This window comes from Ruegeria sp. AL2, assembly GCF_056540845.1.
Genome location: NZ_JBQFXM010000021.1, coordinates 1 through 20,638, shown reverse-complemented (window position 1 = coordinate 20,638; position 20,638 = coordinate 1). Strand labels below are relative to the sequence as shown.

General features: G+C 52.4%; 18 protein-coding genes and 1 pseudogene. 8 read left to right on the top strand and 11 right to left on the bottom strand.

Features of this window, described 5'->3' with window-relative positions:
• Window positions 1–10 precede the first annotated feature (10 nt).
• Window positions 11–811: a phenylalanine 4-monooxygenase gene (locus ACR0ID_RS17620; RefSeq protein ID WP_480521185.1), complete on the bottom strand. Its 801-nt coding sequence runs from the start codon at window positions 809–811 to the stop codon at window positions 11–13.
• Window positions 812–930: 119 nt separating this feature from the next.
• Here ACR0ID_RS17620 and ACR0ID_RS17615 point away from each other — a divergent pair, with 119 nt between their 5' ends.
• A complete protein-coding gene (locus ACR0ID_RS17615; protein ID WP_480474860.1) occupies window positions 931–1,389 on the top strand; it encodes an Lrp/AsnC family transcriptional regulator in 459 nt (152 codons plus the stop codon).
• Window positions 1,390–1,540: 151 nt separating this feature from the next.
• On the opposite strand, the gene ACR0ID_RS17610 is transcribed toward ACR0ID_RS17615, so the two are convergent.
• The 7 genes from ACR0ID_RS17610 to ACR0ID_RS17580 all read right to left on the bottom strand — a co-directional run bounded on the left by ACR0ID_RS17610 (window position 1,541) and on the right by ACR0ID_RS17580 (window position 10,326).
• Window positions 1,541–4,333 carry a bifunctional aconitate hydratase 2/2-methylisocitrate dehydratase gene (locus ACR0ID_RS17610; protein WP_480607470.1) on the bottom strand — a complete coding sequence of 931 codons (2,793 nt, stop codon included), beginning with the start codon at window positions 4,331–4,333 and terminating at the stop codon, window positions 1,541–1,543.
• A 979-nt stretch (window positions 4,334–5,312) separates the two neighbouring features.
• On the bottom strand, window positions 5,313–5,765 hold the full coding sequence (locus ACR0ID_RS17605) for an adenylate/guanylate cyclase domain-containing protein (RefSeq protein ID WP_480607468.1): 453 nt from the start codon (window positions 5,763–5,765) through the stop codon (window positions 5,313–5,315).
• 288 nt (window positions 5,766–6,053) lie between these two features.
• Complete coding sequence (locus tag ACR0ID_RS17600; protein WP_480607465.1) at window positions 6,054–7,523, bottom strand: flavin-containing monooxygenase; 1,470 nt, start codon at window positions 7,521–7,523, stop codon at window positions 6,054–6,056.
• Entirely contained in the window at window positions 7,520–7,759 is a 240-nt protein-coding gene (locus tag ACR0ID_RS17595; protein ID WP_480607462.1) for a hypothetical protein, read from the bottom strand. Before ACR0ID_RS17595 ends, ACR0ID_RS17600 begins: the two co-directional genes overlap by 4 nt.
• Before the next feature lie 687 nt (window positions 7,760–8,446).
• Complete coding sequence (locus ACR0ID_RS17590; RefSeq protein ID WP_480607459.1) at window positions 8,447–8,983, bottom strand: hypothetical protein; 537 nt, start codon at window positions 8,981–8,983, stop codon at window positions 8,447–8,449.
• Window positions 8,967–9,737 (bottom strand): hypothetical protein, encoded by a 771-nt coding sequence (locus ACR0ID_RS17585; RefSeq protein ID WP_480607456.1) that lies wholly within the window; start codon window positions 9,735–9,737, stop codon window positions 8,967–8,969. Before ACR0ID_RS17585 ends, ACR0ID_RS17590 begins: the two co-directional genes overlap by 17 nt.
• 73 nt (window positions 9,738–9,810) lie before the next feature.
• Window positions 9,811–10,326, bottom strand: a complete 516-nt coding sequence (locus ACR0ID_RS17580; RefSeq protein ID WP_480607453.1) for a DUF805 domain-containing protein — start codon at window positions 10,324–10,326, stop codon at window positions 9,811–9,813.
• 565 nt (window positions 10,327–10,891) lie between these two features.
• Between ACR0ID_RS17580 and ACR0ID_RS17575 the strand changes: the two genes are divergently transcribed.
• From ACR0ID_RS17575 to ACR0ID_RS17550, 6 genes are all read left to right on the top strand, one after another.
• Window positions 10,892–11,191, top strand: coding sequence for a hypothetical protein (locus tag ACR0ID_RS17575; protein ID WP_480521200.1), 300 nt, complete (start codon window positions 10,892–10,894; stop codon window positions 11,189–11,191).
• Between the two features lie 201 nt (window positions 11,192–11,392).
• Window positions 11,393–11,854: a hypothetical protein gene (locus tag ACR0ID_RS17570; protein ID WP_480607450.1), complete on the top strand. Its 462-nt coding sequence runs from the start codon at window positions 11,393–11,395 to the stop codon at window positions 11,852–11,854.
• Between the two features lie 55 nt (window positions 11,855–11,909).
• Window positions 11,910–12,524, top strand: coding sequence for a hypothetical protein (locus ACR0ID_RS17565; RefSeq protein ID WP_480607447.1), 615 nt, complete (start codon window positions 11,910–11,912; stop codon window positions 12,522–12,524).
• Window positions 12,525–13,219: 695 nt separating this feature from the next.
• Window positions 13,220–13,864, top strand: coding sequence for a protein-tyrosine phosphatase family protein (locus tag ACR0ID_RS17560; RefSeq protein WP_480607445.1), 645 nt, complete (start codon window positions 13,220–13,222; stop codon window positions 13,862–13,864).
• A 19-nt stretch (window positions 13,865–13,883) separates the two neighbouring features.
• Window positions 13,884–15,317 (top strand): hypothetical protein, encoded by a 1,434-nt coding sequence (locus tag ACR0ID_RS17555; RefSeq protein ID WP_480607443.1) that lies wholly within the window; start codon window positions 13,884–13,886, stop codon window positions 15,315–15,317.
• Between the two features lie 61 nt (window positions 15,318–15,378).
• Window positions 15,379–16,248 carry a metallophosphoesterase family protein gene (locus ACR0ID_RS17550; RefSeq protein WP_480607440.1) on the top strand — a complete coding sequence of 290 codons (870 nt, stop codon included), beginning with the start codon at window positions 15,379–15,381 and terminating at the stop codon, window positions 16,246–16,248.
• Here ACR0ID_RS17550 and ACR0ID_RS17545 read toward each other — a convergent pair whose 3' ends face one another.
• Window positions 16,249–16,971 carry a hypothetical protein gene (locus ACR0ID_RS17545; protein ID WP_480607437.1) on the bottom strand — a complete coding sequence of 241 codons (723 nt, stop codon included), beginning with the start codon at window positions 16,969–16,971 and terminating at the stop codon, window positions 16,249–16,251.
• Between the two features lie 213 nt (window positions 16,972–17,184).
• On the opposite strand from ACR0ID_RS17545, the gene ACR0ID_RS17540 reads away from it, so the two are divergent.
• Window positions 17,185–18,108, top strand: coding sequence for an SdiA-regulated domain-containing protein (locus ACR0ID_RS17540; protein WP_480607434.1), 924 nt, complete (start codon window positions 17,185–17,187; stop codon window positions 18,106–18,108).
• A 94-nt stretch (window positions 18,109–18,202) separates the two neighbouring features.
• Here the strand turns inward: ACR0ID_RS17540 and ACR0ID_RS17535 are convergent, their stop codons facing one another.
• Window positions 18,203–20,281, bottom strand: a complete 2,079-nt coding sequence (locus ACR0ID_RS17535) for an autotransporter family protein (RefSeq protein WP_480607431.1) — start codon at window positions 20,279–20,281, stop codon at window positions 18,203–18,205.
• A gap of 271 nt (window positions 20,282–20,552) precedes the next feature.
• A pseudogene (locus ACR0ID_RS17530) lies at window positions 20,553–20,638 on the bottom strand (IS5/IS1182 family transposase); the annotation flags it as partial.

The following is a 20,638-nucleotide window of genomic DNA, read 5'->3' as shown; positions in this document are numbered from 1 at the left end:
GCAGCCCCCGCTACTGGGCGGCGGTTACCTTTTCGGGAAACTTGTTCGGCAACAGCCCGAGGCGGCGCGCACGACGAACATCTGCCAGCAGGTCCCGTTCGGCGGCCTCAAACAACTCTTCAGGGTCATCCAGAACAAAATACCCCATCTGGTGCATGTCGATCCGGTAGGGTGTTCGCAGAATCGTAAGAACGTCAAATGGGTCACGATCGGGTATGTCGCTGGTCACGGCATAGACCAGTTCTGTCGGCGACGACGCCAACCCTGAACCCAGCGCCTTGATCTGACCGTTCTGGCGGCGCAGGCCAAACTCGATCGAAAACCAGTAGAGCCTGATCAACCAGGCATAATCCGCGTCATCTGCCTGCTTTCCGGCTAGCCCGATGGCGTGGCTGAACGCGGCAAAACGCGGATCACTTAACAACGGTGTATGTCCGAATATCTCATGAAAAATATCCGGCTCTTCGATATAGTCGAAATCTTCCCGGGAGCGGATGAAAGAGGCGGCCGGAAAAACCCGATCCGCCAGCATCCCGAAAAACGTCTTGAATCCGATCAGCGCCGGAACCGGCTGCACCCGCCAACCGGTCAGGTCCAGCAACCGTTTAGAAATATCTGCACAAGAAGGCACTTTTGTCTTCGGTAGGTCCAGCCGCGCCAAACCGCTTAGGTATTCCGGCGCCATATAGCGCCGTACGTTTTCTTCCTGTGCCGCGTAAAGATCAGCCCAGACCGCATTCTCTTCGTCTGTGTAGGTAATGTGGCCATATTCATCCGCGAGTTTGGCGACATATTTGGTCGATTTGGGCATCAGCATCCTCCTGCATGAGATCAGGATACCTCAACTCTCATGGAGAATTTGTTTTGATATTCTGTGCATCGTCCGTATTATGAACGAAACGTTCCGAGATACTGCCATTTGCGGGCCAAATGCTTCACCCTGCCGACATTGATATTTTGCGAGAGCTTCAGGCCAGTGGACGCCTGTCCATGCAGGAACTGGCCGACCGGACCGGGTTGTCGGCTTCGCAATGTTGGCGCCGCGTCCGTGACCTTGAATCGTCCGGGGTGGTTTCAGGGTATCGCGCGCAGGTTTCTGCCAAGGCAGTCGGCCTGAATGCCATTGCCTATGTCCACGTCGCGCTGAAGGACCATCAGGAGAACAGCATCTCGGCGTTTCTTCGTCTGGTCGAGACCGAGCCGCAAATCGTCGAGTGCGCCTCGATCACCGGGGATCACGACTTTATCCTGAAGGTTTACGCCAAATCCCCTGAGGATCTTGAGGTCTTCATCATGCAGCGCCTGTTGAAATCAGGGCTGGTCCGCGACACCCGCAGCAACTTTGTGCTTCGCCAGACCAAGACCCGCGGCCCTTTACCCATTCTTTGACAGGGTCCACCAAAACGGAACCTGAGCGGCTCTGTTAGCGGCATAACCCATCCTTTCTAAGACGTGGTGTTGAAGGGCGGGGTGTGTCACTCAGTTGGAAAAGCCCGGCCACCATTTATTGGCGGCCGGGCTTACAAGGATCAAAACGTCTTCAGAAGTGAGCCGATTTCGCGGTCGCGGGCTTTTCCATCGGCGGCGCGAACTTAGTCAAATCGATCCCCTTTACCGCCGACTTGTATTCCTCGGCGGTTGGGGTCCGGCCCAATATAGCCGAGAGCACGACAACCGGTGTCGACGCAAGCAGGGACTCACCCTTTTTCTCATCGGAGTCTTCAACGACACGACCCTGGAAAAGGCGCGTGGATGTCGCCAGAACGGTATCGCCTTTTGCAGCCTTTTCTTGGTTCCCCATGCAAAGGTTACAGCCGGGCCGCTCAAGGTACAGGATATTTTCGTATTCCGTGCGTGCCTTGTTTTTCGGAAACAGATCGTCGAATTCAAAGCCCGAGTATTTCTGAAGAATGCTCCACTCGCCTTCTTCTTTCAGCTCATCGATGATGTTGTAGGTCGGTGCTGCGACAACCAGCGGGGCCTTGAATTCGACAGTGCCCTGTTCCTCTTCAAGGTTCTTAAGCATCTGCGAGACGATAATCAGATCGCCCTTGTGCACCATGCACGACCCGACAAAGCCCAGATCGACCTTCTTTTCACCCTTGTAGTAGGAAACCGGGCGGATAGTGTCGTGGGTGTAACGCTTTGATACGTCAGCGTTGTTCACATCCGGGTCGGCTATCATCGGTTCGTCGATCTCATCCAGATCAACGACGAGCTCGGCAAAATACTTGGCGTTTTCATCGGGTTTCAGGGCCGGCTTTTCACCCGACCTGATCTCCGCGATCCGCGCATTCGCCTTGTCGATCAGACCTTGCAGCGTCTGGGCTTCGTTTTCCATACCCTTGTCGATCATGATCTGGATGCGGCCTTTGGCGATTTCCAGAGATTCAATCAGCGTGTCATCTTCGGAAATACAGATCGAAGCCTTGGCCTTCATCTCGGCCGTCCAGTCGGTGAAGGTGAACGCCTGATCCGCCAGCAAGGTGCCGATATGAACTTCGATGATCCGGCCCTGGAAGACGTTGTCACCGAATGTCTTCAACATCTGCGACTGGGTGGCGTGAACCACGTCGCGGAAATCCATATAGTCTGCCATCTGGCCCTTGAAGGTCACCTTCACCGATTCAGGGATCGGCATCGTGGCTTCACCGGTGGCCAGCGCCAGCGCAACGGTGCCCGAATCCGCTCCAAACGCTACGCCCTTGGACATGCGGGTGTGCGAGTCGCCGCCAATGATGATGGCCCAGTCATCCACGGTGATGTCGTTCAGCACCTTGTGGATTACGTCTGTCATCGAATGGTAAACACCCTTGGGATCACGCGCAGTGATCAGGCCAAAGCTGTTCATGAACTTCATCAGTTTGGGTATGTTCGCCTGCGCCTTTGCGTCCCAAACTGACGCTGTGTGGCACCCGGACTGATATGCGCCATCAACGATGGGCGAGATCACGGTTGCCGCCATGGCTTCCAGCTCCTGCGCCGTCATCAGGCCGGTGGTGTCTTGCGACCCAACGATATTGACCTTCACCCGAGCATCCGAGCCCGCGTGCAGAACCTTTCCGTCAGCCACGCCAACCGCGTTTTTGTTGAAGATCTTCTCGACAGCTGTCAGGCCCTGACCCTCGTGCGAGATTTCCTTGGACGGAGCAAATGCAGATTCCAGCGCAACGCCAAGGGTTTCGGCCGCAAAGGTCTGCAGCTTCTTGCCAAAGACAATAGCGTAAGAGCCGCCAGCCTTGATGAATTCGACCTTTTGCGGCGTGAAGGACGACGATACATCGACAAGCTCTTTATCGCCTGCTTCGTTGTAAAGCTTCTTGTCCTTTGTGTTGATGGTCAGAACGGTTCCGGTCTCGACCGAGTATTTCTGTTCAAGGACAGGACTTTCGTCGTTGTTCAGGATCGGGTTGCCGTCGTCATCCAGCTTTTTGACCCAGTTCTTCAGGTCAATGCCGATACCTCCGGTCACGCCAACGGTGGTCAGAAAGATCGGTGAGATTCCGTTTGTTCCCGCGACAACTGGTGCGATGTTCACAAAGGGAACATAAGGGCTGGCTTGCGTTCCGGTCCACAAGGCGACGTTGTTGACGCCGGACATGCGCGACGACCCGACGCCCATTGTCCCTTTTTCGGCGACCAGCATGACACGTTTGTCCGGGTGTTGTTTCTGCAAATCCTGAATCTCGGCCTGTGCCGCCGGTGTGATCATGCATTTTCCATGCAGTTCCCGATCCGCACGAGAATGCGCCTGATTACCGGGCGACAGAAGGTCGGTGGAAATGTCTCCTTCGGCCGCGACATAGGTCACAACCTTGATTTCCTCTTCGATGTCAGGCAGCCGGGTAAAGAACTCGGCCTTGGCATAGCTTTCCAGAATGTCCTTTGCGATCGCGTTTCCGGCCTCAAAAGCAGACTTGAGGCGCTGGGTATCCGCATCATACAGGAACACCTGCGTTTTCAGCACCTCTGCCGCCTGACTTGCGATCGACGCATCATCGCCCAGCGCCAGATCCAGCAGAACCTCGACCGAGGGGCCGCCTTTCATATGTGACAACAACTCGAACGCGAAGGCCTGCGAGATTTCTTCGACCGAGGCTTCACCCAGTATGATCTCTTTCAGGAACCGCGCCTTTTCACCAGCTGCGCTGGTTGTACCCGGCAGCGTGTTATAGATGAAATAGGACAAAGACTCGGCGCGGTGAACGTTGTCCACATCTTTGATTTGTTCAATGACTTCCTGAAGCAGCGCACCGTCTTCAATGGGTTTGGGGTGCAAACCTTGCTCTTTGCGCGTCTCGATCTCGTTCAGGTATTCTGTATATAGGCTCATGACGGTTCCGACCATTTAGCTGGTGCGCTGGCAGGTAATAAACCAGCGCCTTAATTTTGTATGCCGCGGTATACTAAATGCTCACAACTTGCAAGACACTCTCCTGCGACCCTGTGTCCTGATCGAGGATGTATCTGTCGAAATACCTGTCCGTCATGCGTGATTTGTCTGTCGCGGCCAATTGGTATCAGCACACTGGTACCCTAGCCCCCAGTGGCGGAAATCAGTTCCTTGGCCAGTGGCAAGGGTGAGTAACCCAGCCGAGACGGTGCCAATCCCAATCGCAAAATCACCATATCATGAGAGGGGAAGATTCCAATGGACTGTCCATCATGCCCCCGCAACCAGACCGCATCTTCAAAAGGTGGCACATCTCCGGGTGCTTCCAGCCAAAGGTGGCCCTTGGCATATTTGCCATCCGAAGCCGCTTATCGCTGACTCATGCCCTCGGCACACGGCAAACGAACTTTACGATACAAATCCACGGTGAAGATCCTCCCTCCCTCCGTCAAAAGAAAGGGCAAAGCTGGACGACTTATTCGCCGCCCGCAGCAGGGTCATCCCGCCGCTACTGTGGCAGGCTTTCTCACCGCCGTTCTCATGGTCGTCCGCCTCAGTGGAGCTGAACCTGTAGGTCGCTGCCTGTGCTCGCAGGAAGTGATCATATGCTCCTAGCATATACGGGCGCTTGTGGGCAGAACGAGATCGATCTTAACCTGTCTTATGCTTGGTGCAATTGAAGCTACAACGTTCTCAGAAATTTGACCCTGGAGGTCAAAAACATCGTCGCGCTTGCCATCGTATCGATCCGCCCAGACATGCGATCCGGTTTGCGCGCCAATCAGCTTTCCAGTCACACCCAACCGGTTACCAACTCCACAATCAGAACCCTCCAGCACGTAGCGGACACCAAGTTCACGGCCTATACGACGCACATCAACAGAAAGCCCTTTGTAAGAAAAAGAAGAGTTTTGGGCGACTACGAATGTCCAGGGCACTCTGGACAAGCTGGTAATAATGTCTTCGGTAATACCTTCTGCGAAATAGTCCTGCTCTGCGTCAGACGGCAGATTTTCAAACGCAATACGGCCACGGGAGGTTTGTCAGGGCGAGATTGAGCTGCTGGGCGCGTGGTGACGAATGAAGTCTGAACAGAGTAGGCTGTCACAGTGCGCGCGATATTCTTCAAGTATTGCGATCCTATTTCTGCGAACGCAATATCCACCTTACCTATGACGTCTTCGTATACCCCCATTGAAACGATAATGCCTACGGGAGGAGCCAGACCTTCCAGCCGGGCCGCGATGTTGACGCCGTCACCAAGAACATCACCGTTGTCATCAAAAACATCACCCGCGTGAATTCCCATACGAAATTGAACCTCCGGGATTTGCCCGCGTGCCGCGTTCCGCTCAACCATCTGACGCTGCATCGTTTCCGCACACGCCACCGCATCCAAAACCGAAGAAAACTATGCAAAAAACCGTCACCGGTCTTTTTGAACAGGCGCCCGCCATTCAATCCGATATACGGCTCCAGCGCTCTAAAGTGACCCTTGTTAGCGTGCAAAGCGGCTTGCTCGTCAGTACTGACAGCGCGCTATAGTCAACAATGTCAGCTGCGAGTATTGCCGCTAGGTGTCGTTCCAAACAAAAACCCTCCCGCGCATCCATTTTAAAGAAGTGTCACAAGGATATTAGGGGCTTCTCGTACAAATCGCTTAGGCTACGTCTCGAAAGTCGGCCGCACGATAAGGCACAATCAGTTCAGAAATCGGCGCCAGGATACCGCGTTTGCGAAGTGGGTCTACACTCATGTCGAGTAGGAGTTCATCGTGATAGTGGAACATGTGAAGCAGAAGTGTGGCGGAACGTCCCGGCCCTTCTGGCATCCATGATTGTTTCCAGGACTTTAGCGCATCGATATCGCTTTGCATGGCCTCAGCATCCGGTAGGAGCACACGACCTGCAACGACTTCCGCAAGCCATTTGGCCTGAAGCGCGAATGTCGTCACACTCATAAACGAGGACGCGCGACCCACGAATGCAAGGTTTGGCACCGAGGGGTGCAGGATATGGCGGTATAAATAGAACCCATCCGGCCCATCATCCAAGGACGTTAGGATCGCCTCCGGTAGATATGGGTAGCCGGTCTTCCAGCCTGTGCCGAAGACCACGCAATCGACCTCAAGAGAATCCCCATCCGCAAGGTCGATTCCGTAGGAAGAGAATGCACTCACACCTGTTCGATGTGCAGAAATCTTACCAGATCGGATAAAGTCGATGAGCTCAGGACGTGGAACCATAGTTACTTCCGTAAACGCGTCGAATTCGACAGGCGTCTCAGGCATCAGGGTCTCACCACGCGCGATTTGCGTTCGCAATCGTTGCTGGGTACTGAGCAGCAGTTCTACGATACGCCAGAACAGCCAGGGCAGCGGATATCCTATTGAGTGGATAGCGCGCACGATTGGGCTGGGTCTCACATACGGAGGGATCAGGGCTGCAACAAGGCGTGTCAGCATTCCCCATTTGAAAGGAAGAACACCCAGCAATTTGCGCGGAACAGGCCAGTGTGCGGTTCGGAATACGAGGTGAACCTTTTCCGCGACACCCACAGCCGAACCCGCTATATCTGTGGCACTTTTTCCGTAACCGATTACAGCGACACGACGACCTTTGAGTTGCGATATGTCTTTAAATTCGCTGGCGTGAAGGACTTCTCCTCCAAAATCTTCACGTTTGGGAATGTTCGGGACATTTGGTGTCTCTGAATAGAGCCCGGTTGCAACGACAACGAGATCGACTTCAACATCTTCAGATCCTTCGGAGCCACTAACCTCAAGTAACCACCCGTCAGTTTTGCGCTCAATCAAGGTGACGCGGGTGCCTAACCGTAAGCACTCTCGTATTCCGAAATGATCGCAATAATCCTCCAGATACTCTCGAAAGACCGGCCCCGGAGTGAAATGAGACGCTTCTTCGGAAAGCGGAAAATCCGGGAACTCGTACAGGTCCTTTTGCACCTGAACGCCAAAATCGTGGTATCCGTCCGCCCAGACACCGCCAAGGTACGGATTGCGATCAAAAACAGTGCAGTGGATCCCAACCCTCGTCAGGCATTTTGCAGTAGCAAGCCCGGAAACCCCCGCACCAATGATAGCGGCGGTTTTTACCTCCCCTACTTTCATGCCTCAGTTCCCCGTCGCAAAATTCGCGATAAACCCAAGAGAACGACACCCACAAGCCAGAGCGCCAGAACATAGGCACCGAACACAGTCCAAAGCGCCCATACCCACAGGCCTTGCCAAATTGTCTTTGCTTGATTTAACCCGGTCTGACCGAGGCGAGAACGCAAAATGAACAACATATTGAGCAGCCCAATCGCAGCGCCGATTGCTGTTCCAATCCAAAAGAAATCGCCCATAACAGCCCCCCAAGGCGATATCAGGATATCACGAAATCACAGTTTTAGAAAGCAAGGCGACCATTGGCGCTTTTGAAATCACAGACGGCATCGAAGTCGCCGTTGCCGTCATGCCCCTGAGAACTCGTTCAAAATCTTAGCTTGCCCGTTCGTACCAAGATTGTCCCTACAGCCTGTTTCAATGAGCTATTGGAGGAAGCCGCAGCAGCACTTGGTAGCGAGATTGGTGTCAGGAAGATACACGTCGACAAACTTTGCAAAGTCTGCTTTCTGCGCATCGCAGACCTTAGCGAGAATCCAAGCAAAAAGGCCGCATGGAACCCAAGGTTCCTTAGGGAGGCCCTTTGCGAGATTGCGCAACGCAAAGGGCCATTACCGCAACGACTAAGCCAAAAACTGATTGAATTCATCACTAAGGCAGACAATCGCGCAGCGCAAAACTATGGGCAAACTACGCAAACTTATGGGGTGTGCGAAGTGTTATGCGCGCACCTACAAACCGTGTAGGTGCGCTCGTAACGCTACATTTCCGACATTGATTTCATTAAAGAAAATCTTGGAACTTTGCCCATAACTCTTCGCGGTATTAGCGCATAACTTTGCACGATTTGCCCATATGTTTGCATGCTATAGAGAACTCATCGAACAAACAGACTCTCAGGCTTACCTGCGGTGCCTAAATGTTACTTACTCCCAATGGCCAGCAGACGAGCGCCAAGTGTTGGCTTCGCCATCCCAAACACTAGCGCTGACGCAAGGCGTTGGGTTTATTGCGTCGCAATTGGATCCATGAATATCTGCCACGACAACGCGTTGACGCCCAAAATCAACAACAGTCCAGCCTTGATTGAGCAATGAATGAACCTCCTCTTCAACCAGGAAGTGCGAGACGCATCCGCCAGTTCCGCAGTAAAGAGATGCAGCGCTTGAACACGCAAAACCTGACTCATTCAGAACCCAGTCACTTTGTAGGTCTCCGTCGAGATCGACCCTTTCAACCGCGCCCCAGGCTATGTCAAATTGACCGTCGTTGAACTCCGCGCAGGCTCGTGCCGCCAAATCAACCCTCGCCTGCAAACCGGGCGGAAGTTGCGATACATCAGCCGCGACAGCTGGTGAGGTCCAAACAAGGCCCGAAGCAAGCACAATCCCGGCGACCAAACATTTCATCTTACACGCTATTTGGGAAGCCGTTTGGAAGGTGGCATCAATTGCACTGATCATACCTGTAGTCCCCATATTCTAGCCAGTTTGCGGAGCCTTCGCTAAAAATCAGAAACTCGGACCTGTCCTCCCCAAGCAGGGCGACGACAAATCCGGCGGGCGGCACAGAGTTTCCGAAGTAACTGTAGGCCGTCATGGCTCTGATCGACTCGCCGTTGACCGTTACTCGCGCGTCCCACTCCCCCTCTGGATTGTCCAGAATTACATATTCGATCTGGCGTTTTATCGCTCCACCACCACAATAGACGATGCCTTCGGGTGCTTCGTAGGAGGTCTCCTGGCCAGGATCTGAATCGCACGCGGAACGAAGGGACCGAATTGCCGCACCGGAACCTTTTAAGTCAAAGATTCCATAGCTTACATCTTGATCAATCATCGACAGATTAACTGTTGCATTGGCCGCAAGCTGGTCCAATACAAAACCATAGTCCTCTTGACTATTGAAACTGACCTCGACGGGATAGTTGTCGACGATCTGCATGGCAGCGTTTTCTGCGCCAACCTGAAATGCACCAACCTCGGTGGTGCCGTTCTTCAAAAAACGAATGGAGAGCCCCTGCTTTTCCACGATGTCCTGGCTATCCTCATATCCAGCCGGAGCAAAGCGGATACGATTACACTGAAGTTCCAGCGTCATGTTTCCGGTCTGAATAAAGGCATTGGGGTTGGGCCCGGAACTGAACGACCACTCCGCCGATGCCGTGGTTGCTATTACTATCATTAGCGCTCCAATGGAAATCGTCTTGAAACTCATTTTCTCTCTCCATTTTATTGCGTTTCGCACTTTCATTCAGCAGAGAATCCGGCCCGCCGCCCCGGCCACCAGATCAGGAAACAGGTGCGCCGTATTCGTTTGCGCCTTCTTCCGAAGGTCGTGTCAGCCACCAGATCATCAAGATGGACAGAACCAATTGAAGAATTGAGACAACAACAATACCGGTTACGCCCAGGACTGCGGCGGGTCCTCGTAATGCATCGGGGTTTTCGGTCCCTTGCTCCAACACCGAGAAGAACGCCACCCCACCCAACATAACAAAAAGCGTTGTAATGCTGAGCGCCATCGGCAGCAGCAAATACCAGCCAGGTCGTCCTGTATCATGCAGCCTCCGCCAACCGGCGGCCAGCATAGGTATGATAACTGCAAGTTGGAAAACAAAGGACAGAACCCGAGATCCTTGCCCCGTTTCGGGGTTGGTCCCGAATATGATCGTATCCAGCACAGCTAAAGCAGCACTCACGAGAACCACAAACAAGAAGAACCACCAGTATTCTGAGCGTATAGCCCGACCGGAGAACTGGAAGTATTTCGAGAAACACGTTTTAACGGCTTCAACAAACCCCATTTTCAATCCTTTCTTAGTTTCTGTGCGAACTCAGAACGCGTCGCCGACCCAAAAGAACACATTCTCCCTTATGAGTGCTCCCACCTACCTTTTTGTTTAAAAGCAGAAGCCTATCGTACGAGAGCGTAAAGAAGCTTACAAAAAAAATATTGATTTATGAAGAATAAGATTCAAACATTCGAATTCGACACAGCTTTATTTTACCTCCGTTGTGGTCGCTGCTGCTCGCTGTGCCGAGCCCTTCCGACTGCTGGAGTGAGTGCTGGCGGTCGGAAGGCCTTCTACATTGATCGAGCGTTGGGAGGACGCGATGCTTGGACTTAACGAACTAGCCCTCCCTCCAGAGTTCGCTTTAGCTTTTTCCAGTGGCGCCATTCGGGCATCACGCGTTGTTGGCGGTCTCGGCAGTCAACGAAAAATCGTTCCGTCGAAAAAGCCCTCCGCGGCAGGTTTTGGGCAAGATAGTCACAGGGTCGAGGTATGTTCCATTGGCTGTCCAGATACGAGAGCTTCAAACAAGCACATCCAATTTGATTAATTTCAACGAACCCAGAGGGAGAAGAAAATGACCAACAAGATGGTGAAGATTGCGGGCGCAACTTGTTTCGCACTGCTTGCGGCCTGCGACGATACGAGTACATCAAGCGCGTCAGCCGAGCTCACGCCAGCCCAACAGGCGTGTTTGCGAGATGTAGCCAACACGACGAACAATTCGCAAGTCGTGGTGCTCTCATCCGCCTTTAGCGAGGCGGGAACACAGGTTACTGTAGGCGTTGGTGAGGATCGTGCTCCTTGGAATTGCATTGCTTACAGTGATGGCGCGACAGCTGGTATCGAGTTCCTGGGCGACGAAGGCGCATTGTGACCAGTCTGCTGCGTAGCCGAAAACGGCTGCGCAGCACTGGCTTGATCTGCTGAGGCTCGACTTGGTTTGTAGAACCACCATCATTGTATTCGCGATCCTTTACCTGTTGGCGTTGATTGCATTCTTGACGGGCACATTTGGCTGGTTGGGACAGGAAAGAGACCCTTTGTCCGGGGTGTTCCTTCTGCCGTTGGGTCTGCCTTGGATACTTCTGGCGGATTTGGTCTCGGAGTCAGCCAAACCGTTGTTCGCGGCGATTGCACCAGTACTCAATCTGCTAGCGCTGGTCTTGATTTGCAGATGGGCCCGCAGTTTGCGCCAATAGTGAAGCCTGAAATCTTTTTCACCAAAAGTTTGGAAAACATGGGAAAAGTGATCTTGGGTATTGTGATCGGGCTCGTCCTCGGCGTGGTTGGGGCGATGACCCTGGGTGGCGGGGCCGCGGTGGGTGTCGGCGTTGCGACAGGCTTTTCCGCCGGTGTCTGCACCACATTGAAAGGAGCACAAGCAGAGAACCTGATCATCCCCGAGCAAGCGGATCAGATTCTCAATCGCGTAAATTCCGAGATGGCATCACTGCAAGGAATTGGAACGATAGACGAGGTCGTCGGCAGCGCACAGACATGCGATGAGTTTCTATCAAATTTGAGGGATGCGAAATAAGGTTCCTTCCCACGAGGAACAGAACATCAAGGATGGACCAAAAGAGGACCTGCTTATGAAACGTAGTCTAATGAACCTTGTCACTCCTGTACTTGCGATCAGCGGAACAGCCGCGCTGGCCATGTCAGACGCCGACGACGCTTGCATCGACCATTTGCGGCAGGTTGGTGGACCAGACGGTCAATCAGGTACGATAGAAAGCTCAGAGTTCTCGGAAGCAGGTACGCTCGTCATGCTACGCGACGCAGGCGGAACGCTTTGGCGCTGCATCGCGTACAAGGATGGAAGCATTGGCGAGATGTCGGTTGTCGAGGCGATGGATGACGGCGGTGGCGCCATGGCAGGTGCCCCCGGCTCTACCGGTAACCAACGTGTCAAATTCGATGCCGGCTCCACTGGCGCCGAACTTGTTGGCCAACTCGCGCCCGGAGCGTCGCAGCAATACCTTCTCGGTGCAAAGAACGAACAGTTCCTTTACGTCCGCGTTGCTCCGCGAAATGGCTCCTTGGACTACGTCATTCGTAACCCCGATGGTTCTGAACTGTTGGGATTGATGTCGGCGGACAATGATTATCGAGGACAGCTTTGGCAATCCGGTGATCATGTTGTGGAGGTTATCAATCGCAGCAACTCTTCCGTCGACTACAACGTAATTTTCGGAATTGAATAGGTTATCGACCAGAAATCCTGGATCTCAAGTCCAATACTGCAAGGAGCGAAAAGATGAAATCCAAGGTCCTATTGGTGATAGGCACGGCGTGTATTGCTGCGCTCGCGGCATGCGATGAGAGTGGCGGATCGGTGGATGCAAGTGCACCAACTGTGGGCAGCTCTAGCGATCTTTCGTCATTTGAAGGGGCAAGAGCGGGACAGGCTGAAATGGGCATCCAGAGTCTCGGATTTGAACTCATCCGAAGCGAAGGGCTGACCTCGTACTGGTTTAACACGGATACTGGTGCATGTGCTCGGATCACAACATCTGAGGGAAGGTACTCAGATGTAGCTATGCTGCCATCAGGTGACTGCTGACACATTTTCATCGATCTAACATCCGCAATAGGGAGCACTAGTACGCATTTTGATCTGGCACATGCGGCGGTCATCGTTGTCGCTCTGATTGTTACAAACCTGGCATTGAAGTCGTCCGGCGTGATCAACGAAGAAAGCAAACACCAATGGAACTGGAAAGTTTTTCTGGCCTACTTCGTGGTCGTCTTTATCATCAACCTGGTGTGGCCAATTTAACGCTGCATGGCGGAAGGCTTATCACCCACTTGAAATGGATCTCGAGAATGAGCCGCTCCAATAGATTACAAAGTGGGAAGAGTTTGAGCATAACAGGCTCAAAAATAGAAAGGAGCTGGCATGCGGTTTTTGACGTCACTGATATTCATTGGTGTTCTTGCAACTACTGCAAATTCTGACGTAACCAGTCGAAACGGTGGCCCAAGCAACAGTCAAATGCTTTCAAAGGGTGGCGACGGAGGTGTTGATGGCGTCGCTTTCTTTCGCCCGGTCTTGAGCGGAGTTTTGTATCGCTCTGGCTTCAAAGGCGGTGACAAGGATCGAACGGGTCTGAGTAACGTTCAGCGCGAAACCCTGTGCGATGAGGGGTTTTCAACCGGGTTTTATGCGGACTTCGGCAAAAACACTCAATACGGTCGCACCAGTTGCGGAAACGGATCTTTCGACTATCAAAGCGCCAGATCCTCCCGACCCGATGCTGTCATGGCGTCCATACACGAGGTGATTGAAAACCCTGGAAAGGGCCCTGTTCTGGTGCACTGCATGTGGGGCGTTCATTCCTCGGGCGCATTGTCGGCAATGGCGCTCGTTCAGTTTTGCGGTTGGACGGAAGAAAGGGCCAAGGAATATTGGAATGACGCCCGAAACGGGGCGCCTTGTTCAGGCGGATGCGACAAGTGGATTGACACAAAATTCTCCAACTTCAGTGTCGACCCAAAGTTAAAAATCTCCACCGAACAACAGGCAGCGATTTGCCCTAAATGATACCGGGAGGACTATCCAAATGAAGTTCAATCTTCTGGGGCCACTTGCTTTCATCGCACCCACTGTCTTGTGGGCGAACGACGAAGTTCTCGGTGAAGCCACAACATTTGATAGTCCCAACGGCGTTTCTGAACGTTGTATTCGGATCGAAAAAGTTCCAACGGGCGAGTACAAGAACAGCGATCTTGAGGAAGAAACAGCCTATTGCGAGATCGATTTCTATGCCTCTGAAATTGCTATTTGCCCAAAAACCTGGAGCACTAGCCCAGGAATGGCCGTCTACGATATTTCGGAAGGACCCTACATGGGGAACCGTTCTGAATTCGAGAGAAACGCTTGCAAAGAGGGCAAGTTGGCAAAAGATCTGGCCAAAGACAGGGTGGCTAAATTCAAGTCCACCATGAACCAAAAGGGCACCAGTGGAACGTTTTCCACTTCTTCGCTGCTTTACTATCATTTCTCCAGGTATTTCGACACGACTGTCAAAGTTCCAGTCGCGGTTTGGCGCAGCATGGACGCCCAGGCGCATTTTTCCGAGGTCGCAGAGCCTGGTCTTGCGATTTCCGGTGGCTCTCATGGCGGGCGCATGAACCACGAAGGCTGGCGTGTCTTCGCAGCTGCGGATGCCGACCCGAACTCATACCAACCGACCGATGATCTATTCACATCGGATCGAACGCAAATATATGGTGTACTGCTTGATAGCCCTGGGCATCGATACGGCTCGGAAATCAACGGCACCCGTAAATCTGGTTGGGGGAAAGGCCAAAACCGTGATTTTCAGGAAACCCCCGCTTTCTTGGCTTTGCGTTCTTCAAAACCATTGTCTGAGGCCATTGCAGAGGGCGTCGGAGAAGGCCGAAAAGACCGGATGATCAACAAGGATCTCGGTCCCGATGTCAGCGACCAACAGATGGCATTTTGGATGCAAGAACTTACCGAGATTGTTCTCCTCGATTTCATCTTTAGCCAGCAGGACCGCGTAGGAAACATAGACTTCACACCCTATTGGTATTGGGTCGAAGACGGAAAGCTGAAGCATAAGAAAGCCAAGCACCATCAGCCGAATGATGGAGATATTCCCGCCGAGGCATTATTAATCCGTCGCAGCAATCTAAACGACAACGATGCTGGTGGGCGGGTCGAGTATGCTAACTTCGCGAAATCTACTCAAATGCTAGAGAAAATGCGGCACTTCTCTCCAAGCACGTACCGGCGCTTGGTTGCATTGAATAGCGACCTTCAAACCCAAGGCCCGGTTTATGACTGGCTGTCGCTAAGCCTTGGGCTTTCAGACAGTCAGATTGCACAAGCCGTCAAAAATACCGCGCTGGCAACGTCCATCCTCCAGAACAATTGTTCTAATGGTGATTTGATGTTCGACTTGGATCCTGTCGCATTCTTTTTGAGAAACGACACCGAGGTAGAGACAGTGGATTGTAATGACACGTAGGCTTTCTACGCTTTTTGCGGCGTTCATTTGGACCGCTCTGATCGCCTGCAAAGCGGCGGCATTGGATGTTATCGTCATATCGGATCTGAACGGCAGCTATGGTTCGGTGAAATACGATGCCCGCGTCGACAAAGCGATTGAGCGGGTAGTCGAGATTGATCCCGATTTGGTGATTTCGACGGGCGATATGGTCGCGGGACAGCGCATTCCCAACTTGTCAGACAAACAGGTCAGAGAGATGTGGAAGGCGTTTCACGAGGCCGTATCAGATCCTTTAGCGGCTGCCGGAATTCCATTTGCTGTCACGCCTGGAAACCATGATGCCTCCGCCTACAGTGGGTTCGAGCGTGAAAGAAAAATATACGCAGAGGAATGGATACCAAGAAAACCAGACGTCGATTTCCTGGTTTCGGATGACTACCCGTTCTTCTACGCGTTTGAGATGCAGGGCGTAACGTTTGCATCTCTGGATGCAACGACCTTAGGGCCGCTATCCGGTGATCAACAGGACCGACTTGGGGAATTGGGTGCAGACGGAGACCCGATTGTTACTTTCAGTCACCTCCCACTTTGGCCGTTCGCGATCCAGCGCGAACGCGAAATCATCGGTGACCCAACACTTGAAAAAATTTACCTAGAAAGCGGTGTCGTTCTGCATCTGTCAGGCCACCATCATGCCTTCTACCCAGGCTGGAAAGACGGTGTGGCTTATGTTTCCCAAGCTTGTTTGGGAGGTGGCCCGCGACGGCTCATCGGCTCAAAAGCCAGATCATCTCACAGCTTCACTCATGTTACGTTCCAGCCGAATGGAGAGTTTGGGATAGCAGTGTACCGGGGGCCTGAATTCGAAAGGTCGGTAAACTTCAAGTCGCTCCCGAAAGAGATCAGATCCCCAAATGCTGTGTTGAAACGTTTGGACCTTGTGAAGTGACTAGAGGTTGAGTTTCAGCTCAACTTTCTCTGGGACAAGATCGTTTATCATCTCTTCGATCCGGGCTTCTGAAAGCCCACCCGATGTGATGAAAAGCAATGAGACGCGAGATTTTCCGGGAACGTGGTGTTTTCTGACCAGCTTCCAGCCAGCGTCTGCGGCCATAGTTTCAATGTCTCCGCTGACTTTCAATGAGTGCTCTTCGTCAGAACCCTTTAGTAAGATTTCCACACCTTTGTTTCGGCCACCCAACCAAATGAAACACCAACATACAACCGCAACCAGTGTGGCCATCAAGGGCAAGCCCAGCCCTACCGCCAGCCCAAGCACGGTGACTATAATCATTTCCACCGTGTCGACCGGGTCATCCATATTTGATCGGAACCTTAACAGAGCTCCAATTCCAAAAATCACGAACCCAATCATCGATCCGTGCTGTACGACCAGAAACCCAACCGCCATGCCAACAAGCGCGTATAGGAAGAACAGTCGCGGCATGACGATATCGCTGACACTTCTGCGGGCTCTCCGCCTCACAGGGTGATAAACGATTAGTCCAGTCAATATGACAGTTACGATGACGTCGAGAGTGAAAAAATACAGTTCCTGTTTGCCCCGAAACTGTGTCCAACGTCGTTCGATAAGTATTTCCGACTCTGAATTGCCGGCCAGCATCGTCGCGGGGTCGATTTGTGACAACGCAGCACTTGGCAACAGCATCACCAATAACCCGGCCATAAGTGGGAAAGTCTTGTTCAACTTAACTTCCTTCCTACCTACTCTAGCAGATTGTGTTCCGCCAAAGGCAAATCTTGTCTAATTCAATCGCAATAGGCGGGATCAGGTAAAGAGATTACCATGCATTCTTCGGACAAAGCATCCGGACTGTGATACGAACGCTGACACTGGGATGTGGTCCAAGCGTGAGAAAATCCAATGTCAGAACACAAGCTGCTTCGGTTGAAACTTGGGTTTTTGCGGTGCTTGCCCAAGCTTGGAACACAGGCTTCTTTTGCAAGCGCTACTGTTGCACTTCTGGCATGGATCGAGCTCGCCCATGCCGAGAGTCACGGTTTGACACTCATCGACTCCTTCAAGGTGGCGGATAAATCGGAAGGCTTCTCGGAGCCTTCCGGATTGTCTCTTTCCAACGCCGAAGGCTTCTTGTGGTCTGTAAGTGATGCCGAACCTAAACTGCACCTACTCGGAGTCGACGGGGTATTAGGAAACTCTTTCAAGTTGCCAGCATTGGTAGGATCAGATTTGGAGGGCGTCGCATCACGAAAAGATGGGTCTGTTTTAGTACTTCAGGAAACTGATCGATCAATTCTAGTCGTTCACCCGACTGACCCCATTCAACTAACTACAATCCCTCTCACATCTCTCAAAGGCTACTCGGACGCCGCTGAATTGCTCGTCGGTAATCCTTTGAACAAGGGACCTGAGGGCATCGCCGTCGACCCGGAATCAGGGCGGGTCTTCATTGGCATTGAAGGACAACCAAGGTTGTTAATGGTCGTATCACCAGCGCTAGACGAAATTGTTGAGATCATTCCTTTAGCCCGCGATGCAGGTTTTATCTCCGAGCGTGTAGATGATGATGAACTGGATTTGAGCGGCCTAGCATGGTCCCCGTCCTCACGTTCTCTTTGGATTGTGAGTGACAAAGGTCGTCAAATCTTCGTCTACAATCCAGAGTCCAAGTCCGTAAAGTCTATCAGTTTGACGTTCACAGAAGATGGCAAACAAAAGGAAGTTAAACATCCCGAAGGAATCGCTCTCGATGAGACCAAAGGGCTTCTCTACATCCTGACAGACGACGCCAAGAAATCACGGCTTTATGTTTTTAATATTCCCTAATTTTGATCGCTAGAGAATGAAGCTCACACCGCCACGATAGCTTCCGCAAGTTGTTGCAGCTAGCTTACCACTCCTCTTCGTTGGTCCACCCTAATCAGAACCGAACGCTTAAGTTTGCACCGAGACCATGCTCTTGGCCGTTGGAACGAACTGAATAACCATACCCTGCCGTTAGTCTCGCCAGATCAGAAATCTGATAGCCCAGTCCAAGCCCGAGAACGAAGCCATTTGCTCCTCGATTTTGTCCGACTTGTGTAAATGTTCCGAACAATGGACTTGTAACTGTGATTCCGTGCTCACTATCCTTGTTGGCAAAGAAGTCATATTCATACCGGGCGAAGGCGATTGGGGTCAGCAAACCACTCTCTGTCAAGAAGTCCCGTTGGTAATCAACTCCAATGGAGGCGACCAGAGACTCTGCGTTCGCTTTTTCAATCGAGTAGTTGAAATCACCACCGCCGGTCTCTGTGCCTGAACCTTGTTGAATACGCCCGTAGTTCACTCCAAAAACCGTAGAAACCCTTGCACCGCTGTCCAGGTTAAACAGCTTCCGTGCCTGGATACCGGCATGGATGCCCTCTTGGTCCAAATCAGACTTTGCCTCGCCTCCCGTAAAGCCATCAACAGAAGGGTTATTCCGCTTGGCGTCGGTTTCACCGAACATGTAACCGATCAGTCCGGAGAACTCCCAAGTTCCGGTTGTTGTACGCCCATAGACGCCCACATGATAGCTGTCGGTCGAAAAATCCTGATCGACTTGATCGTGTTCATCCATGGAGGATGTCCCAAAACCTGCGTAGACGCCGACCACACCTCTATCGGTGCTTGCGACATCCGCTCCGACCAAAATGGTGCCCAGCGAATAGTCGAATGTCCCGAGGCCGTTACTTCCATCAACGTCTCCGCTCACATAGGCCTTGTCGATCCACCAGCGCCGATCAGAGCAGTCTATTGCGCCGCTCGGGCTCTGGGCCAAGTCGATGTCGCCTGCTGCAACGGGTTGATCCTCATTGCTGAAGCCAACTGCTTGATACTTGCGGCAGTCAGCGTGGCTCAGCACTGTGTTGGTTATCAGGTCAAGTTGCTCCAGCCCCACGGTCAAATTAGAGGAATAGGGTTCTGCGTGCACACGATTAAACCCAGCCAAACCTGAATTGGTAAGCGTGTTAACGGTATTACCCAAGGTTGAGCCATTGGTCAGATTAGTTCCAGGTGACGTGTTTGTGGTGTTAGCCACCGCACCAGCAAGGTTGCTTGCATTGGGAGATCCAACAACTGATGGATGTTGCGGTAAACTCGAGACGGGGAGAGTCGAAAACGTTATGTCGATTCTACCGTCTGCGGTTGGCGTGTTTGAGATACTCAGACTGGATAGGGCGGGCAAAGATCCTCCGGCAACAAGAGTTGGGGAGTTTCCATCGAATCTCGAGGCTTGAAAAACCGTGTAGTCGTTGCCAGCTGCATAGTCCTGCGCAGTCAGGCCGGGACGAGCGGCTTCGACTTGTATGGTGGCGCGGTTAATCCCTGTCACGGGCCCGCTGGATGACACCAAGTCGGCTTTCTGACCGGCCGTCGGATCGACTTCGCTCAAAAGTCTTGACCCAGTTTCAAAAGCGATTCCGCCACTATTGTTGAGCGTACCAATTGAAAAGCCCGGCGAAAGCACCCCTCCGTTCTTAACTGTGAAGTTGAATGCGTTCACGCTTCCCGTTCCGGCCAACGTGCCAAAATTCTCAAAGTTTACGGTGTTCAAACTGCTTGTGGTATCGAGGCGAACAGTCGTGCCTGCGGCTATCGCCATATCGCTGGTTGAGGAAATCGAACTATTCGTCAGTGTGAAATCAGAAGCCTCAGCAACCCGAGTCTGAAAATAGTAGGCTCCGAAAACTACTTCGGTGGCTCCCATAACGGTCAGGTTGTCATAGGTTAGCGGGCGGTCGGACTGGAAGTAGACTTCAGTGGGGTCGATATTCGCGCCGTTGAAGGGAGCGAACGTCATTGATCTGCCGGAACCAATCGAAGTTCCAATGAGGTTCACTCTGAGCTTCCCGTTGATGTTTGTTGCCAACGCTTCCCGGGAGACAAAGTCTCCGCTACCCGCCGCGACATCGACATTCAAAAGTGTTAAAACTGAAGCATTGCTTGGAACGGTATTTTGGCCCGGAACATACAACTCAATTTCACCTGAGGAAGTAATTGAGGAGTTTCCAATTGTAAGTCCTGTAATGGGTCCGTTTGGGATCGGGAGACACGTGCGTTCCGTCGTTGAGATTGTTTGATTAACGCGAGTGCTTTCAGATCCAGAAGAGTACTCAATTCGAGGAGAACCCAATTCCACGCAGGCTTGTGAGCTTTGGGCTTGCGCGCTGGCGGATAGTATCAAATAAGTTGAGATCAATGAGCTGAAGCCCACCAAAATCTTGTACCGTGAAACTCGGCTTAGGTCATGTTGACAAATGGCGAAACCAAAGTCGGATGGACGTTATATCGATGAATCCCAGGAAGCTTTCTGCGGTCTTGTCGTAGCGGG

Bases quoted from the DNA above. Each gene is read 5' to 3' on its own strand.
- ACR0ID_RS17620 (WP_480521185.1), bottom strand. From the start codon at position 811: ATGCCCAAATCGACCAAATATGTCGCCAAACTCGCGGATGAATATGGC.
- ACR0ID_RS17615 (WP_480474860.1), top strand. From the start codon at position 931: ATGCTTCACCCTGCCGACATTGATATTTTGCGAGAGCTTCAGGCCAGT.
- ACR0ID_RS17610 (WP_480607470.1), bottom strand. From the start codon at position 4,333: ATGAGCCTATATACAGAATACCTGAACGAGATCGAGACGCGCAAAGAG.
- ACR0ID_RS17605 (WP_480607468.1), bottom strand. From the start codon at position 5,765: ATGCAGCGTCAGATGGTTGAGCGGAACGCGGCACGCGGGCAAATCCCG.
- ACR0ID_RS17600 (WP_480607465.1), bottom strand. From the start codon at position 7,523: ATGAAAGTAGGGGAGGTAAAAACCGCCGCTATCATTGGTGCGGGGGTT.
- ACR0ID_RS17595 (WP_480607462.1), bottom strand. From the start codon at position 7,759: ATGGGCGATTTCTTTTGGATTGGAACAGCAATCGGCGCTGCGATTGGG.
- ACR0ID_RS17590 (WP_480607459.1), bottom strand. From the start codon at position 8,983: ATGATCAGTGCAATTGATGCCACCTTCCAAACGGCTTCCCAAATAGCG.
- ACR0ID_RS17585 (WP_480607456.1), bottom strand. From the start codon at position 9,737: ATGAGTTTCAAGACGATTTCCATTGGAGCGCTAATGATAGTAATAGCA.
- ACR0ID_RS17580 (WP_480607453.1), bottom strand. From the start codon at position 10,326: ATGGGGTTTGTTGAAGCCGTTAAAACGTGTTTCTCGAAATACTTCCAG.
- ACR0ID_RS17575 (WP_480521200.1), top strand. From the start codon at position 10,892: ATGACCAACAAGATGGTGAAGATTGCGGGCGCAACTTGTTTCGCACTG.
- ACR0ID_RS17565 (WP_480607447.1), top strand. From the start codon at position 11,910: ATGAAACGTAGTCTAATGAACCTTGTCACTCCTGTACTTGCGATCAGC.
- ACR0ID_RS17560 (WP_480607445.1), top strand. From the start codon at position 13,220: ATGCGGTTTTTGACGTCACTGATATTCATTGGTGTTCTTGCAACTACT.
- ACR0ID_RS17555 (WP_480607443.1), top strand. From the start codon at position 13,884: ATGAAGTTCAATCTTCTGGGGCCACTTGCTTTCATCGCACCCACTGTC.
- ACR0ID_RS17540 (WP_480607434.1), top strand. From the start codon at position 17,185: ATGTCAGAACACAAGCTGCTTCGGTTGAAACTTGGGTTTTTGCGGTGC.